20 protein-coding genes are annotated in these 14,745 nt (G+C 32.0%); 17 read left to right on the plus strand and 3 right to left on the minus strand.

Annotation, left to right across the window (positions count from 1 at the left end; all coding sequences use genetic code 11):
- Positions 1–294: 294 nt before the first annotated feature.
- From ACMZ42_RS11655 to ACMZ42_RS11685, 7 genes are all read left to right on the plus strand, one after another.
- Entirely contained in the window at positions 295–666 is a 372-nt protein-coding gene (locus ACMZ42_RS11655; RefSeq protein WP_415731615.1) for a DUF5713 family protein, read from the plus strand.
- 163 nt (positions 667–829) lie between these two features.
- On the plus strand, positions 830–1,423 hold the full coding sequence (locus ACMZ42_RS11660; protein WP_415731571.1) for a DUF6241 domain-containing protein: 594 nt from the start codon (positions 830–832) through the stop codon (positions 1,421–1,423).
- 95 nt (positions 1,424–1,518) lie between these two features.
- Positions 1,519–1,785 (plus strand): hypothetical protein, encoded by a 267-nt coding sequence (locus tag ACMZ42_RS11665; RefSeq protein WP_415731572.1) that lies wholly within the window; start codon positions 1,519–1,521, stop codon positions 1,783–1,785.
- A 217-nt stretch (positions 1,786–2,002) separates the two neighbouring features.
- Positions 2,003–2,311, plus strand: coding sequence for a hypothetical protein (locus ACMZ42_RS11670; RefSeq protein ID WP_415731573.1), 309 nt, complete (start codon positions 2,003–2,005; stop codon positions 2,309–2,311).
- Between the two features lie 239 nt (positions 2,312–2,550).
- Positions 2,551–3,009, plus strand: coding sequence for a hypothetical protein (locus ACMZ42_RS11675; protein ID WP_415731574.1), 459 nt, complete (start codon positions 2,551–2,553; stop codon positions 3,007–3,009).
- Positions 3,010–3,200: 191 nt separating this feature from the next.
- The gene (locus ACMZ42_RS11680) at positions 3,201–3,731 is read left to right on the plus strand and encodes a DUF4303 domain-containing protein (RefSeq protein ID WP_415731575.1); all 531 of its coding nucleotides are present in this window, start codon (positions 3,201–3,203) and stop codon (positions 3,729–3,731) included.
- Between the two features lie 61 nt (positions 3,732–3,792).
- Complete coding sequence (locus tag ACMZ42_RS11685) at positions 3,793–4,140, plus strand: hypothetical protein (protein ID WP_415731576.1); 348 nt, start codon at positions 3,793–3,795, stop codon at positions 4,138–4,140.
- A gap of 244 nt (positions 4,141–4,384) precedes the next feature.
- Here the strand turns inward: ACMZ42_RS11685 and ACMZ42_RS11690 are convergent, their stop codons facing one another.
- Both ACMZ42_RS11690 and ACMZ42_RS11695 read right to left on the minus strand, forming a co-directional pair.
- The gene (locus ACMZ42_RS11690) at positions 4,385–5,398 is read right to left on the minus strand and encodes a DUF2167 domain-containing protein (RefSeq protein ID WP_415731577.1); all 1,014 of its coding nucleotides are present in this window, start codon (positions 5,396–5,398) and stop codon (positions 4,385–4,387) included.
- 27 nt (positions 5,399–5,425) lie between these two features.
- Entirely contained in the window at positions 5,426–5,635 is a 210-nt protein-coding gene (locus ACMZ42_RS11695; RefSeq protein ID WP_415731578.1) for a hypothetical protein, read from the minus strand.
- Between the two features lie 519 nt (positions 5,636–6,154).
- Between ACMZ42_RS11695 and ACMZ42_RS11700 the strand changes: the two genes are divergently transcribed.
- The 10 genes from ACMZ42_RS11700 to ACMZ42_RS11745 all read left to right on the plus strand — a co-directional run bounded on the left by ACMZ42_RS11700 (position 6,155) and on the right by ACMZ42_RS11745 (position 13,453).
- A complete protein-coding gene (locus ACMZ42_RS11700) occupies positions 6,155–7,006 on the plus strand; it encodes a hypothetical protein (protein ID WP_415731579.1) in 852 nt (283 codons plus the stop codon).
- A gap of 54 nt (positions 7,007–7,060) precedes the next feature.
- Positions 7,061–7,342, plus strand: coding sequence for a hypothetical protein (locus ACMZ42_RS11705; RefSeq protein WP_415731580.1), 282 nt, complete (start codon positions 7,061–7,063; stop codon positions 7,340–7,342).
- Between the two features lie 58 nt (positions 7,343–7,400).
- Positions 7,401–7,856 carry an SMI1/KNR4 family protein gene (locus ACMZ42_RS11710; protein ID WP_415731581.1) on the plus strand — a complete coding sequence of 152 codons (456 nt, stop codon included), beginning with the start codon at positions 7,401–7,403 and terminating at the stop codon, positions 7,854–7,856.
- 80 nt (positions 7,857–7,936) lie between these two features.
- The gene (locus tag ACMZ42_RS11715; protein ID WP_415731616.1) at positions 7,937–8,401 is read left to right on the plus strand and encodes an SMI1/KNR4 family protein; all 465 of its coding nucleotides are present in this window, start codon (positions 7,937–7,939) and stop codon (positions 8,399–8,401) included.
- A 238-nt stretch (positions 8,402–8,639) separates the two neighbouring features.
- Complete coding sequence (locus ACMZ42_RS11720; RefSeq protein WP_415731582.1) at positions 8,640–9,386, plus strand: hypothetical protein; 747 nt, start codon at positions 8,640–8,642, stop codon at positions 9,384–9,386.
- A 155-nt stretch (positions 9,387–9,541) separates the two neighbouring features.
- Positions 9,542–9,841, plus strand: a complete 300-nt coding sequence (locus tag ACMZ42_RS11725) for a hypothetical protein (protein WP_415731583.1) — start codon at positions 9,542–9,544, stop codon at positions 9,839–9,841.
- A gap of 291 nt (positions 9,842–10,132) precedes the next feature.
- Entirely contained in the window at positions 10,133–10,606 is a 474-nt protein-coding gene (locus ACMZ42_RS11730) for an Imm30 family immunity protein (protein ID WP_415731584.1), read from the plus strand.
- 171 nt (positions 10,607–10,777) lie between these two features.
- Positions 10,778–11,374: a hypothetical protein gene (locus tag ACMZ42_RS11735; protein ID WP_415731585.1), complete on the plus strand. Its 597-nt coding sequence runs from the start codon at positions 10,778–10,780 to the stop codon at positions 11,372–11,374.
- A gap of 380 nt (positions 11,375–11,754) precedes the next feature.
- Positions 11,755–12,018, plus strand: coding sequence for a hypothetical protein (locus ACMZ42_RS11740; RefSeq protein ID WP_415731586.1), 264 nt, complete (start codon positions 11,755–11,757; stop codon positions 12,016–12,018).
- A gap of 379 nt (positions 12,019–12,397) precedes the next feature.
- A complete protein-coding gene (locus ACMZ42_RS11745) occupies positions 12,398–13,453 on the plus strand; it encodes a hypothetical protein (RefSeq protein WP_415731587.1) in 1,056 nt (351 codons plus the stop codon).
- Between the two features lie 347 nt (positions 13,454–13,800).
- Here ACMZ42_RS11745 and ACMZ42_RS11750 read toward each other — a convergent pair whose 3' ends face one another.
- The gene (locus tag ACMZ42_RS11750) at positions 13,801–13,917 is read right to left on the minus strand and encodes a putative holin-like toxin (RefSeq protein ID WP_415731588.1); all 117 of its coding nucleotides are present in this window, start codon (positions 13,915–13,917) and stop codon (positions 13,801–13,803) included.
- Positions 13,918–14,745 lie beyond the last annotated feature (828 nt).

The raw sequence follows: 14,745 nt of genomic DNA on the forward strand, positions 1-14,745 counted from the left end.
AGAGGACAGTGGGGGAATCGCTCAGAATTCAGAGATGATGAACTAATATACAATTTGGTGAGAATTGATCCAGCAGTAGGAGATCAGGGTATTATGGGTAATGAAATTGTTCAGTATAATATCGATAGGAAAGATCCTAATATTTTGAATAACTATGAAATTACTGGATATAACACTGGTTACGAATTTGTACGTCGCTTAATTTTATCGATTGTGAATAGCCGTTGGATCGATCCATTAAAAGAACAACGATTGCTTGGTGAAGACAACTATCCGTTAAAAACAGTAGAAGAAATGTGGCGCTCTGGGGTTCCGAAGTATATCAAAGGAGGAAACATTGTGAAGAAACTTGATTCTGAATTCAACTATCTAGAGGATATGTATGAAGATTCTTTCTTTCCATCATTTTTAGTAGATAAACTTAAATCTCATATTGTGAATGTAGTACATTTTATTGAGGAGAACACTTATACAGTAGAAGAGATTCAGGGAAGATTAGACGAAATGACTATAGCAATCAATGAGCTACAGAATGAGTTTTATGAAAATGACAGTGAAATTGAAACGTTTGCACGGGATTCAATCGGATTAACAGTAGAAAAAATTTTAAAATATTTTGAGATTGATATCGATATAGAAGAAGCTCTTAGAGAACGAGAATGGTGAAAAATTGTATGTAATCCTAACTCACTTCTTTATCCATGGGTTTTAGAAAGTATCGTTTGTCGACATCTGATAAGGCTCCATAGGGTTATCATAGTGTGATACTGTTATTGCGCTGGTGTTTGCATAGTGTTTTGGGATAATTATCTATAAAGGTGGTAAAAAAATGAAGTTTGTTCATATTTTAGGTATAGTTGTTTTAACAGCATTATTGAGTATAGGTGGTACGTTTTTGATTATGAATAAGAACTATGAAAACGAAAACTCTAAAAGTGCCGAGAGGGAATTAACTAGCGGTCAATCAATTGCAAAAGAAAATAATAAGGAAAAGTTTGTATCGACAGTGGATACGAATTTTGGATGGGAAAATACTACGTATTCCAAAAAGATTGATGAATGGAAAAGTGGAGATGAACCCTTTATTGATAATCTAATGCAAGAAGTTATTCAAGAAATGTCACATCAAAAAATTATTGCAGATGAGAAAGAATCATCCATTATGATTACACCGGAGAGAATAGAAACTTTACTGCAAATGGTAGAGGAAAATAAAGATGGATACGAACACAGTGATAAATATTTAGATATATTAAATCGTTGGAAACAAGGTGATTTTAAAATGGTGGATAAAGACCATAATGATATGTGGTTTATTCAAGGGACAAAAGAAGGTGGTATATCTACTGGTATTGCTACAAAGGAACAAGAGAAAGATTATATATTCCAAGTCTTTGGTATTCCAATTGAAAAGCAGAATTAAATTCTGTTTTTTTGCACTTGTGATTAGTATGAGAAGGTTTTCCGATTCCTGACTTGCTTGTTGTGAAAAATGTTGTTTCAAAGGAGAAAAAATTGATGCAGGAAAGTGAAAATATCTTAAAAGATTTTGAAGAATGGTTTGGTACAGCAGGTAAGTCGTCATTAATATCTCCTAGTCCATTTAAAATCGAACATATACTTCATCCAAATGGTAATCACTATTATTGTTTAAAAATAGATTTCGATAGTAATAATTCTAGTGCAAGACTAACGCTTTGGGAAGAGAAATCAGTGTATTTTGAAGCTATAGATTTGAAAAATAATGAAAATTTTATTAATGAAAACTATTTTTTTCAGATTTAAATGAATTAATGAACAAAGTGATGCTATTTATAAAGCAGTTAAATGATAAAGAGCAAAATGCGCAAGCAAAGTAGTTAGAAGTAGCCTCTATTAATTAAGTGGTTTTTTTATTAATGTCGTTTTTTTTATGCTCTATATAGAAAATACAACATGAAATAATGACTCTTTAGAGAGATGAAAGATAAGTTTTATTAGAATTCATATGGGGAGCGGGCTTATGGGTACAGAAGAAGCAATTGCTATAATTTATGATGGGTTAGTAAGTGAAAATTCAGTTCCAGTAAAATTAAGAACGTATAGGGAATTAGATTTTGATTTATTAAATCAAGTGAGAGAGGCACTAGATGTTTTAACTCAATACTATAAAGATAAAGAGACAGTTCCTAAAAAATTAGCAATCGCTATGGTCGATATCAATAGTGCATTTTCATTTCAAGCAGGGTATTTTGACGATAAGTTTTTGGAGGAATTAGAGGGAATCGGTATTGAGTTACAGGAAAAGGCAATAGAGCTTTTTTCTGAATGATTTATACCTAAAAGGAGAGGGATGCAATGAACTTTCTTGGTATGGAAAACTTACCGCTTTTTGATTTTTCTAAAAGTATAGATGAATATGATTTTGTCATTGAGCCTTTGAATAAGTTTATGTAATAGTAATGAACCGAGACATTTCTTGATAATAGATTACTTATGTTGCTGATGAGAGAATTAAAAGTGTATGGAGAAAATGTAAGGCTCTTAGTTTTTATAGAAGAGGTGTATTGTATGGATTTTTCAATAGTTACAGACACTGCGGGTGCGAGAGTTGATGAATTAGCTAGTGAATTAGCACACGCATTGGAATGTAATATAAATTCAAAATATAAGAATGTCGATGTTTCAATCGGGATAGCCTTTAGATGCTTACCTGAATCCTATGAAAGAAAATCATTTATTAGATATACTAAAAAAGATAACTATTTGACAATCGATATGGCAGTTACGGTAGAAGAATATGAAAAAATGTATAAATTAGAACAAAGGTATTATTTAGGAAATCTATTTTTAGAGTTTCTAAACAGGGCGTTAGAAAAGCACAACTTTGAAGGGCTTGAAAAAGAGATGTTCATAAGTGACATTAAAATGTGGGCAAGAGAAATCCCTTTGAAAATGGATAATGGTTCAACAAAATTGTGTAATTGGTTTAATGAAGAGATTGATTGGACTGTAGATCTAGACAAATAAAGATAGTTTTATGTTGGATGAACATTTCTGCAGAAGATATAATTTAAAAACAAATTAAAAATTCGGCGGATTCACTTGTGAAAAATTCACACTTACATCAAAAGAGGAGTATGAATTATTTGGGAATTGTTGACGCTGATTAAAAATATATTGGATCGATGTAAAGAATATTCATGCAAGAAAGGGATTATATGTATAATAATGACCTCGAAATATTAGCTGACGAAATAGCAATTGCAACGGAAAAATCATTTTTAAGTTTATTTCAAAATCAAGAAAATTATTATTATTGTACGTTGGTGACAACAGGGGAGGCTGTTGCGCCAGTTATTTCTGCATGGTCTTTAGAAGCGTTGGTGACGGTCGCTAAAAAATATGCAAAGGCAGATGCTGAATTAATAAAATGGTCATATGCAGATTCACCATATTGGAATTTTGGGTACGAGAATTTTGAAACTGTAAGAGAACTATTTAATGAGCGTATACTTGACTATACTGATGAAATTAAATGGTTTAAAGAAGTGGACTTTAGATTAGAAGCTATGGTTTTGGCTATGGAAAAAATAGATAATAAAGGACTATTTTCATTGACACAACCGAGAAATAAAGTGTACGTGAACGTTGAGGTAATGCCTCCTGATGAAACAAATATAATCAGAGCTTTACGCCTTAATAAGAAGGAAAATATATTAGATTGGCTTAATGAGGCAGCGGAAGAATAGTATAGTTTGTAGTGCGAATATTGTTAACAATTAGATAAAGTGTGCGTGTGTGGAGGGAATTATGAAAATATTTAGTACAGCACCAGATGGTAATGAAGCTGCAGAGTTAGAAAATGCCCATTATTTTAATTTGGCAATTAAAAAAATTGAAGAAAGCAATGAGTGGTTGAAGAAAACTGAGAAACCATATCAGGTTATGTTAGTTCATATAGATATTTTATTGATGCTTTCTAAAAAGTATAAGGCAGATGCGAACTTAAGTATTAAGAAGGATAGGGTTTTAGAATGGCAAAATACTTTTGACACATGGTTTACTAGGTGCGGTCAAAAAATCCCTTCAAAATATAGAACGGGAATTAAAGAAAATGGTGAAGAGTTATTTAAAGAATTGAGTGAATATGGTCATTAAAATATCTTATTATTTCTGTCACTTAAACTAGGGGATAATGTAATCTAAGGTGTTTTGAGAAGGTTATTATGTGTCGGTGATAGTTTCCACAAGGCAGCTTATTTTATAAGGAGCTTCTATTTAAATGAATAAACGATATAAAAGCCCCTCCTACTCACTCGGCTATCGAGCGATTAGGAAGGGCTTTGATTATTCTCATTTTTGGAACAATGCAATAACCACTCCGAAAAACGTTTAGCGGTTATTACTCATGCGAATTAACCTTGCTGCGTTCACTCGCCTGATCCTGTTCCGTTTGTTCCGACTGTGCAGGTTGTTCTGACTGTTCCGTTTGCTCCGACTGTGCCGGTAGTTCCGACTGGTCCGTTTGCTCTGATTGTGTCGTTTGCTGCTCAGACTGCTCTTTCTTCATTCCGAGTTTTTTGCGAATAAAGCCCCAAATTGCGCCTACAGCCAGCACAAGCACGATCCCAAACTTCTTCAATAGAGGGATGAGCACAGCAAACAAGCTCGCTTTTTTGGCAACTGCTAGCCCCACGCCTCCAAGAATTAATCCAGTCAAGCCGAATTCAGCTACCTTATCGGTTTTTTTGTCAAAATCCTCATAGCGCTGACCTTGCTTTAAGTTAAACTGCTTTAGGATCTTGTTGTTAAACACTATACGATCAGCCTGCAAATTCGCCGGATCTGAGACGAGTATCGCTGAGATATAGCCTTCGCGGGATAGAATTCGCACATTGTAGTTAATAACACTGTTGTTCTGATTATCATGCGCCAATAAAGACCACGACAAACTATGTAATTGATTGTCGTAGAATGGAGCAACATCCCATTTGTCAACGAATATCTGATTTTCAGGGCTTGACTCCTTATTCATTTCTTTCGCACCTTCTTTGTAGCTTTCCAACAAGGCATCAGCATCGATCTCCGTTTTCTCGTCGTCTTCTATATGTCCAGATTCTTCATATTCGAAATAAACGGCCCAAGTCTGATTTTCATCCTTTGGGAAAACCACACCGATTTCTGACCCGTTTGGTTCCATTCCGCCCTGAGTTAGATACTTTTTCGTATCTTCGGCATTAAGAAAAAGAAAATCACTGCCTAACTCCAGTTCCGCTAAATTGGTCCCTACGTCGACTTTCTGTCCACCTTCTACCCAATTCAGCTCCTCTTCGGCGTATGCGGGAACCGCACACGCCATTATAATAAGAGTCATAACTGTTACTGATTTTAATAGTTTTGCAATCAACGATTTCAAAAATAGCTTCCTCCCAAATCTGTGTTCTTACGCTGCGGACGACTTGTCCTTATTTCCTTTAAATAAATGAATGCCTACTAGGATGGCACCGATACCTGCAAAAGCAATTTCAACAAAGGTTTCGCCTCCGCCAAAAATTTTGCCGAAAACGGTAAATAATTTGAATTGTATACCGAATAGCGGCAGTATGAATGCACCTAACCCTAAAATTAAAAATATAATACCAGTACGTAACATAATTAACCTCCCCTTAATAATAAAAAATACTTCTGTAGACTATCATATAAACCAAAATGTGGCAATAATGTAAATAGTCATATAACTTCTGTAGTAATTATGAATCATTAGAAATAAAAGGTTATTTCTGGAGATTACGGATTTTCTAAAACGATTTACCAACCAACTAACTAATATTAAAATCCGGTCGCATTGTTTATCTGTTCGAAAGCGAAGTAAGAGGAACAAACGTTTTCTGTAGCGAAAGCAAAGCGTCAGCTACAATTACGTTAATGCGAAATCGACAGCGATTTTTCGGAATTGATTGACAATAGTTCGGTTTTTATTGCTTTATTTTTGTGTTAACCTACTTTTAATTATAGTTAGCGCACAAGTCTAGGACATTATAGGTGCTATTATATTTTAATTGGAGCAACTGGTTTACCAGTATACGTATATTGAGGATGCGCTCAAATATGCGATTGTATCTCTTCAGTCATACATACGGTTTAGTAGAAGCAAAGGGGCTGTAACAAAAAAATGAAATACCTAACTCAGTCGATTTTTAAAAATGAAAACGGCAGTAAGATTAGATTTCTAAAAACATCTGAAGAAACGAAACGGGAGTTAAAAGAAAATTTTAAACTCCCTTTTTTAAGTCAAACACTTTTGGAATGGTACAGTGACTTACCTGAATCTAAAGACCTAATGTTTGAATGGACAAACGACTTCTATTTAGTTGGTAAGGAAAATCTAATGAATGCTTTAGAAGGTTACAGATTTATTAAAGAAGATAAAGGTTGGGTAGATTTCTCGGAGAAAATGAAATGGAACCAAAATTGGATTATTATCTCCATTTGGAGCGGAAATCCAGTGATTGCAGATGTAAGTAAAGTGGAAACCCCGATTTATTATGATTATGTTGGAGAAGAATTTTCCCCAAAACTTCTAGTGGATTCACTAGAAAAGTTCGACTACTTTTTATCTGTTTGGCTTGATAAACATGATGATAAGTACTATAAAAGTGGTGAATATCAATCTAATTTTTATGAGTCAATGGAGAAGGAGTGGAAAACTAAATTAAATAATGAAGAAATTAAAAATATATGCGAATTTCTTCCTATTACAAAATCAAATGAAAATTTTGCACCAAGTGTGCAACGAGTTAAAGAAAAAGTTAAAAAACATCATGTGTATCTTGATGATCCAGGCAAGAATAAATCTAAAGTAATCTTAGCAGTAAAAAAAGAAACAGGTCTATCATTCGATGAAATACGAAACCGATTAAATAGTAATGGATTTCTAATAGCTGAGGGATATGGAGAAAATACTTTAGTTTTGGCTGACTATTTTACTTCGTTAGGTGCTAAAGTAAGAACTGAGCAAAAATGAAATATTTAGTGGTTTTGTGTAGATATGACATAAATAGTGAGAAATGGAGTATTAATGAGAAAATTAAATCCTAGTCAAGAAATGTTTTTTAGGACATTACATGAAATTCAAGAGGATGTAGTACAGGTTGCTCTAAGTAAATGTAATTGCAGTTGTGAAAATATTGAAGCATTATTATACGATGTAACTTACGATACCATTTTTAAGATAATGGAGCTTATTGATGGTTATTCAAAAGATGATTTACAGTTAGATGTTATTGAAAAAGACAGTAAGAAATCTTTGAAGGAAAATATTCAGTTACATGATGCTTGTGTAGATTTCATCAAAGCATGAGTTTCATATTCTATAACATTATGCAATGTAAATAAGATATCTAAGAGGTGAAAAGAATATGAATGATATAAATGAATTAAGACATAAATATATTTCTTTATATGATGATGTTGATGGAATTTCTAAAGATTACTTGGATAAAATTGAACAGAATCTTCAAGTAAAACTACCAAATGACTTTCGTGAAATATCTAGTTTCTACAGTGGAGGAGATATAGGAGGGAAAAATATACATTCTTATGTATTTTCTGATCCAACAAATCTTATAGGAGAGACTTTGAGAATTAGAGAGGCGGTTGGTTTACCGAATAGATTTGTTGTTATTGCAGAACATGATATGAGTATTATTGTTATGGATACTGAAAACAAGCCTTCCATCATATGGCTTGATTCTGTAGAAATAACTAAATTAGAAAAGCAAGATTTTATTTCTATGCCAGATGTATGGGAGGCCTTTTCTGACTTTTTTAATTGCTTACTAGATGAAGAAGAGGAAGAACGTAATAATATCTAGTAGATAGGAGTGATTAAATATGTCTTTAAAAACTAAAAACGATTTTACCTGTACCTGCAAAAACTTTTGGCGCAGGAGATATATTTCAATGGAAAGAGGCTGAAAAGGAATTAGGCTCAAAATTTCCATCAGATTATAAAGAATTTATTTCTATCTATGGAACAGGTGGGGTAGGTGGCTTTTTAAGGATTTACTCCCCATTTACTTGTGATGAAAACTTAAATTTTTTTATAAGGTCAAAAGAAGAGAATGTTGCTTATTTTACTTCAAAGCAAAAATTCCCTGAGGATTTTCCTCGAAGTTTATTTCCTGAAGAGAATGGATTGCTTCCTTTTGCGGGAACAGATAATGGAGATGTATTAAATTGGATTACCTCAAATGACCCGGAAAACTGGTCCATATTGGTCTATGATGGAAGATCAGGTGTTTCCTATGAATATAAATGCTCGTTGGTTGAATTTCTTTATGGTGTCTTTAGTGGAAATATAACTTGTCATCTATTCCCTGATGATCTTTTAGATATTGAACTTGAATATATAGTATGACAGGTAGATTGAAGTAAATACCAAATTAATTAAAATGATTAGTTAAAATAAGAGTTTTTTAGAGACTATTCTTTTTAATATCTACACTAAGAGTAGCGTATTTGGCTATGATGAGAATGCAAGCTTTTACAGACTGCTAACGCAGAGAAAGTTTTTTTATATTTAGTGGAAAAATTTTATTATTAAAAATTTAGGTAAGCATAAAGTGGTGATTGGATTAAAACGGAAGGTGATTAACATGTTATTAAACGAGCTGCAGGAATATTGTGAAATAAGTAATATTAAAGAAATGAAAGATTGGTATTTTTATTCTAACAAAACGCCTACTTTTATTTTTACACACTATTTAAATTTCTCATTGATCGAAGGATATATCATAAAGGTTTCTATAAGAGGTGTATTGGAGGTAAAAGTGATTTATGAATTTTTAATGTCCATTGAAAAATTCATAAATACCGATTGTACAAATAGAATAGTTAAGATAGAAAATATTGCATACAAGGAAACTAAGTTTGACGCAATGTTATTTATACCTTCGCAGTATCATACTAGTTTTTCAACTTTTAGTGATAAACTCTATCAAAAAACCATAGATGTATTTCCGATATATGGTTGTGAGTTTAGTGGAGATGAATCTCCTGATATTGTTAAATTGTTGCGACAAAACTTTGTTTCAACTATAAATTGGAAAAGGGAAATATCCCCAAAAATAAAACTCCGTTTTAAAAATAACAAAACAAAAAGCGGCACAATTGGGAAAAAATTATATTTAGACAAATGGAGTAATCTTTTACATGAACTCAATAATTTACAAGAATGTACAGATTCTTCTTCTTTTATTGAAGTTGAAAATTACAAAAATGAATATATTCACATTTCAATATTAAATAATAAAGTAATGGTTATTCGGAATAAGAACGAGATATTGCTACAAGGCAAGCTTAAAGATATAAAGAGATACGTCTCTAATTTTATTTTTAATTAAAAATTAACCGTTATTGATAGTGTATTAGGATTTACTGCAGAAGAGTTGCTGGAAATAGTAATTGATCAAGATAGGGTTCATTTGTTGATGAGGCAGATAGAAAAGGTAATTTTGTTTGTAAATTCATTATTTGAAATCACAAGGGAGGTAGTTTTATGGATAATTCTAATATTATTTTACCAAAAGAAATTAGTGACCTTGTTAGCGATTGGTTTTGGGATATTATTTGGAACGCAAATCAAAATGCGGATCGATTAAGAGAAATTTTAAGAGAAATGGATCAAGAAAGTATTGTAAAATTTCAGGAACAATTTTTAGATGCAGCAGGCGAATTACAAATCCAACCATTTTTAAATTATATGGAAGAGTCGGAGGATGGAATTGAAGAAGTTATAAGAGTATCTGCGGATGACTTTAAAAATAATTTATTATACGAATGTTCTCAATTAGAATAAAATCTTTTGAAATATGGATGTTAATAAAGTTTGGGCAATGTTTGTAGAGCGAGCAGAAGAGTATCATAAATACTAAGCCGGGTTTTATTGCTACTTTAAAATGAAACGCAATGTAGGAGATTCTCTTATGAGATGCGGAAAACCTAAGCAACAAATTGACAAGGGTATAAGAGAGATGCAGATGCTGAAGAATTTGTAGTAATGAAGTAGCCTCTGTAATGGAGGAAGAGAGGAGCGGTACTGTTATCTATACTTCAGAAATAAAACAACAAGGGAATGGGTGATATGAAAATGGAGTTGGGTATGAAGATAGAAAAAATAATAAATGGTAAGTTAGTTGATCCTGATATGGAAATGGAAGAGTTTGAGCAACTGTTGTCAGAAATAATTAAATCAAACAATAGTGAATATATACGAGCACTGTATTTGGCTTTTGATGATAGGTTCGAGCTACCAGAGTATGGGGAAAATTTATTGTATACAGTAGAACATAGCAGAATAATATTTGGAGATGAAAAAGGATTTGAGATATTAATTGAAATGCTCCCTAATGCTCAACAATGGGCAGAATGGATACATGCAAGAATTTTAAACGAAGAAATAGGCAGAAAGATTTATGCAGCTTTAGTTTCTAATGCAGATCCTAATTTGCAAAAGTTAGTTATTAACATTATGAATCAATTAAAAGAAGAATCGCCGAGTCATTATGATTCAACTGCAGAGGTTTTATCGATTATTGAGGCCCGTACAGGTGAACTCCTTTAAAGGATGAAAGTATATCATTATCTTTACATATATTTTTTTGTTAGAAATAGAGTTTCCTATTCCTTGTATTTAGTGTATATCAGCTTTTGACATAAGGAATAAAATCGTTTCGACCTTTGAAATCAGGCGGAAAAGTTAATGAAAGATTTCTATGCAGGTGGGGTGTAAGTAATGGTAATAAAAAAATTTAAATTGATGTTATATGCTCCTGGGTTAGTTGTGTTTGATCCCCTAACTTTAAATAACTATTTAGAGAAAAATAACATTGTTGAAAGCGATTTGCTCAAACTTTTTTGTAACAATGAAAAAATTGGCCAGGAGGTTATTTCTCAAGGTTGCATTATTCCAATATACGAAATTCCTGAACTCGATGATCACTATCAAATAATAATTAACCATGAACAGGATAATGCCTCAATACCTGAACAAAATAATATCTTTATAACAAATCCTTTTCCTCTACATGTTACTAGTGGAAATCTTATTATATCGGATATCTCTGCTATTATTGATTGGGATAAAAATTATTACGTAAACTATGAAAATATAAAAGATGAAAGTTACGACAATTGTAACAGTGTGCAGATGTCGAACAACAATTACTCGGTTAGAATAACAGGTTACTGTGGTAATAAATTAAAAACCAATATAGAGTTTGGCTATATTTTTAATTTTAGTGCTACTGAAAAGCTACCACAATTTGATTTTACAAAGAGTATCGATGAGTATAATTTTGTAGTCGATCCTGAAAATCGAGGGAGTAAATGATACAAATTTTCCAAAATAGGAGTTACAAAACATATGTAAAGAAGAAGTTATAAGCTCTTTCTGTACATATGTTTTTTGTGTTAGAAATGGAATTTCCTCCTCCATGTATATACCGAATACCGTCATCGAAAACATAAAATTGTGTTTTGTTACACGGTAAAATCAGAGGATGGGTGTTACGTGCAGAATTCTTTGAAAGAAAGTATGATGCTTTTTGTTCAGATGAACAATTGGTATTTATATTTAGTGTAGGAATTCCACTTTGGTAGATGCTGAAAGGAATTTTATCATGGAAACGATGAAAAAATAGATTTTTAATACAACATAGCAAATACGTCCGTAAATCAGCTGGTACAATAATAAAAGCGAGGTTGATGTTAATGAACGAGGATATTAAAAAAATTATTGATTGCCTAAAAGAAGGTTTAAACGAAAATCACTCATATATAGTTTTTGGAAAATTAAATGATGGCATCAGGGAAGTTAATTCTTTAAAGTTAGGGAAATATTACTATTTATTAAAATTAACAAACGGTGCGCGGTGTGGTGATATTGATTTATGGAGTTACAATGAATTAGAAAGCAATCAATATGTTCTTTCAGATATTCAAGATGAAAAAGAATCGTTCTTTATGATCCATTAGTAATTAACAGGTTTGATGGGAATGTTTATAGGTTCATCATGGATGAAGGCACTATGATGAATTGTTATGGAGAATTCGATTCCTTTTAAAAAAATTATGTTTTTGGATCTGGATATTGTAAAGTTATCCCGAATTCTGAAGAGGACGATTGGGTTTTATTTCTGAAAGAGAGAGGAATAATTTCTGATTAGGATATTAATAAGGGGGAATTGTTGCGGAGGCATTCTTTGGAAGATGTACTTGTGGAACCCAAAGGAGTAGCATAAATCCTAAGAATATGGATTATATTGCGACTTTTTCGTTTAACTAAAAAATTGTTTATTACCTTTTGGAAAAGCTTTCAAAAAGGGAACCGGATTATATGTCAGAGGTGAAATTAATGGAAAATACGGCTTTGTTGTTGGAACAAGGTTATTGTTCTAACCATTTAAAAAATGCAAAATTGCAAACTAAAAGTTTAACGCTAGAAATCCCTTTTAATGAAACTATTAGCGAATACGATGTTTGTAGGTTTAAATTGATTGTTGAAGAAGTGAGAAGTGAAAAACAATTATTGATGGACTCCGCTATATTAGGTGAAAAAATATCAGAAATAACATATAAAAATGTATCGTTTTTGGATCAAGATTTTGTTCGTTATACACATGAAAATAATTTTGATTTACTTAAAAATAGTGAAAATGAGACTATTCAACAAGCACTTAAAGATGGGGTATTACATAAAGAAAATTCCTATCGAAAGGATTACATAGAATTAAACGGGGAATGCGATATAAAAATTCAAGTTTTTCGACAAGGGATTCGTCATCCTGATTTTTTATCATCAGAATCCCCTCAATATTTTACGGATTATGAACAAAAAATTGAAACAATTACGGTTTATGTGTTGATATATAGAAGCTCTATTGATATTCAAAAAAACAAAAAGTTTACTAATTCTTCTGTTTACGGAAGTCTGGGGAATCTAGGATTTTTTATGGTAGATCTTAAACTATTTAGTGAATTTATAAGCGATGAAGTTGGTAATGGGCCAATCAATCTTGTTGATTTATTTACTACTACCGATTTAGTTGATAAATGTTTTGAAGAAGGTATGTTGGTTATTACTTGGGGGATTAAGCCTTGGCATTATTATATTCAAACGATGAATAACTCAATTATATTTGATGAATGCATAGTCAGTGGAACCTATAAAATTAAAAAAGAGATAAAGGAGTTATCTGTTATTCCTGGTGAAGAATTGCTCACGTGGCCAGCATGTTTAGAAAAAGAATGGCCTAAAATACAATTGGAAGGTGTTGGTGAAAAAATTGATCTTTCGCTATGTACTTGGTCAGGTGCTCTCGGAAACGAAATAATTCCGATGTATATTCTTCAAAGAAGTGAAGAAAAGGTAGAAAATATAGAACCGATTATTAACTACAGTTTCTTTTGAATTTTGATTTTAATAAATACTTGAGATTAAGGGCATTCCTCTACTCATTTAGAAATAGATTGTAAAAGACGACCTTGTTCGTAAATATTCACCTTACATTACTTATAGTTTTTTTATGTAATCTTGCAATTACTTAGAGTATACAACGTTTACCGTTACATAATAGATTACGAAATAACCATAGAGGAAGGGGAATAGGGGTATAAATTCTTGAGGAATAAAAGTGATGTGTTACAATAAGGCTAAGAAAAAGACCGTATGGTGCTGTAACACCATACGGTCAAGTAACAAAACAAACGCTTTAAGTGCGATTGGCAAGAGCAAAAGTAAAAGCACTTTAACCTCGCTTAGGTTTTAAAGGGTGCTTTTACTTTTTTTTGTGAAAAAGTATATGACAATGCAAGGATAGCTACAATTAAAGTGCCAATACCAATAGCTATGCTTAATGCTTCGTATGTTGTCATAAGCAATCCCTCCTTTCTCTCCTAGAACTAAATAGCAAAATTTGAATTAGGAGTAGTAGAGAAGATCGCCAATCACCCTAAAATACCTTTGTTCTGTTACACTTTAATTATACTATTTCTTCTATCATTATCGCAGATTTGCTATCTTTTACTAGATTCTAATTCCTCTAACTGATTAGTTATTCTCTTCTTCGATTTTTAAAACTTTATCACTCAATAATTCAAATGATTATTTTCTTATCCATGGTTTGTATTTGCCGATATACCGATTATGATGTGTAATAGGGCTGCGTTAATTGTGTATCCTTCAACATGCAGCTATCAATGGGGAGCGGACATTTAGCATATAAATTGAAATATGGAAAACCAGCTACAATAAAAGATATAGTTGACATATTTGAGTTTGACGAGGATTGAGATTTGTAGAAATCTAAGAACAGTACAATTACTATATTAACTGGTTAAAAAGTTTAGAAGGTTAGGTTTGTTAGTTGAAGAAGAGTTTTCACAATATAAACATATGCAAGAAGTTGGTCAAATCCCTTCTTTTGCATATGTTTTTTCGTTTTAAATTGGCATCAGAACACACAGGGAGTAAAACCGAATTAGTTATTTTACATAAGTGAGTAGAGGATAGTTATATATTTGTGAAATTAATATTTTCGAATGCAGTTTCATTGATAGAAGCCTTGAAACTATGTTTTTTGATTCAGATACTTATTTTTGCTAAAATTACAATTAAGGTAATTTATAGTATTGATGGTAATTATATAGGTGTATGTATTGGATCGACTATCAGTAAACAAGTTTGGTCAAGTGAGTTAGGTA

Source organism: Lysinibacillus sp. NPDC056185 (assembly GCF_047737915.1).
In the GTDB taxonomy this organism is placed as follows: domain Bacteria; phylum Bacillota; class Bacilli; order Bacillales_A; family Planococcaceae; genus Lysinibacillus.

Bases quoted from the DNA above. Each gene is read 5' to 3' on its own strand.
- ACMZ42_RS11670 (WP_415731573.1), top strand. From the start codon at position 2,003: ATGGGTACAGAAGAAGCAATTGCTATAATTTATGATGGGTTAGTAAGT.
- ACMZ42_RS11735 (WP_415731585.1), top strand. From the start codon at position 10,778: ATGGTAATAAAAAAATTTAAATTGATGTTATATGCTCCTGGGTTAGTT.
- ACMZ42_RS11720 (WP_415731582.1), top strand. From the start codon at position 8,640: ATGTTATTAAACGAGCTGCAGGAATATTGTGAAATAAGTAATATTAAA.
- ACMZ42_RS11740 (WP_415731586.1), top strand. From the start codon at position 11,755: ATGAACGAGGATATTAAAAAAATTATTGATTGCCTAAAAGAAGGTTTA.
- ACMZ42_RS11680 (WP_415731575.1), top strand. From the start codon at position 3,201: ATGTATAATAATGACCTCGAAATATTAGCTGACGAAATAGCAATTGCA.
- ACMZ42_RS11655 (WP_415731615.1), top strand. From the start codon at position 295: ATGTGGCGCTCTGGGGTTCCGAAGTATATCAAAGGAGGAAACATTGTG.
- ACMZ42_RS11695 (WP_415731578.1), bottom strand. From the start codon at position 5,635: ATGTTACGTACTGGTATTATATTTTTAATTTTAGGGTTAGGTGCATTC.
- ACMZ42_RS11685 (WP_415731576.1), top strand. From the start codon at position 3,793: ATGAAAATATTTAGTACAGCACCAGATGGTAATGAAGCTGCAGAGTTA.
- ACMZ42_RS11660 (WP_415731571.1), top strand. From the start codon at position 830: ATGAAGTTTGTTCATATTTTAGGTATAGTTGTTTTAACAGCATTATTG.
- ACMZ42_RS11675 (WP_415731574.1), top strand. From the start codon at position 2,551: ATGGATTTTTCAATAGTTACAGACACTGCGGGTGCGAGAGTTGATGAA.
- ACMZ42_RS11665 (WP_415731572.1), top strand. From the start codon at position 1,519: ATGCAGGAAAGTGAAAATATCTTAAAAGATTTTGAAGAATGGTTTGGT.
- ACMZ42_RS11710 (WP_415731581.1), top strand. From the start codon at position 7,401: ATGAATGATATAAATGAATTAAGACATAAATATATTTCTTTATATGAT.
- ACMZ42_RS11705 (WP_415731580.1), top strand. From the start codon at position 7,061: ATGAGAAAATTAAATCCTAGTCAAGAAATGTTTTTTAGGACATTACAT.
- ACMZ42_RS11725 (WP_415731583.1), top strand. From the start codon at position 9,542: ATGGATAATTCTAATATTATTTTACCAAAAGAAATTAGTGACCTTGTT.
- ACMZ42_RS11700 (WP_415731579.1), top strand. From the start codon at position 6,155: ATGAAATACCTAACTCAGTCGATTTTTAAAAATGAAAACGGCAGTAAG.
- ACMZ42_RS11750 (WP_415731588.1), bottom strand. From the start codon at position 13,917: ATGACAACATACGAAGCATTAAGCATAGCTATTGGTATTGGCACTTTA.
- ACMZ42_RS11745 (WP_415731587.1), top strand. From the start codon at position 12,398: ATGGAAAATACGGCTTTGTTGTTGGAACAAGGTTATTGTTCTAACCAT.
- ACMZ42_RS11730 (WP_415731584.1), top strand. From the start codon at position 10,133: ATGGAGTTGGGTATGAAGATAGAAAAAATAATAAATGGTAAGTTAGTT.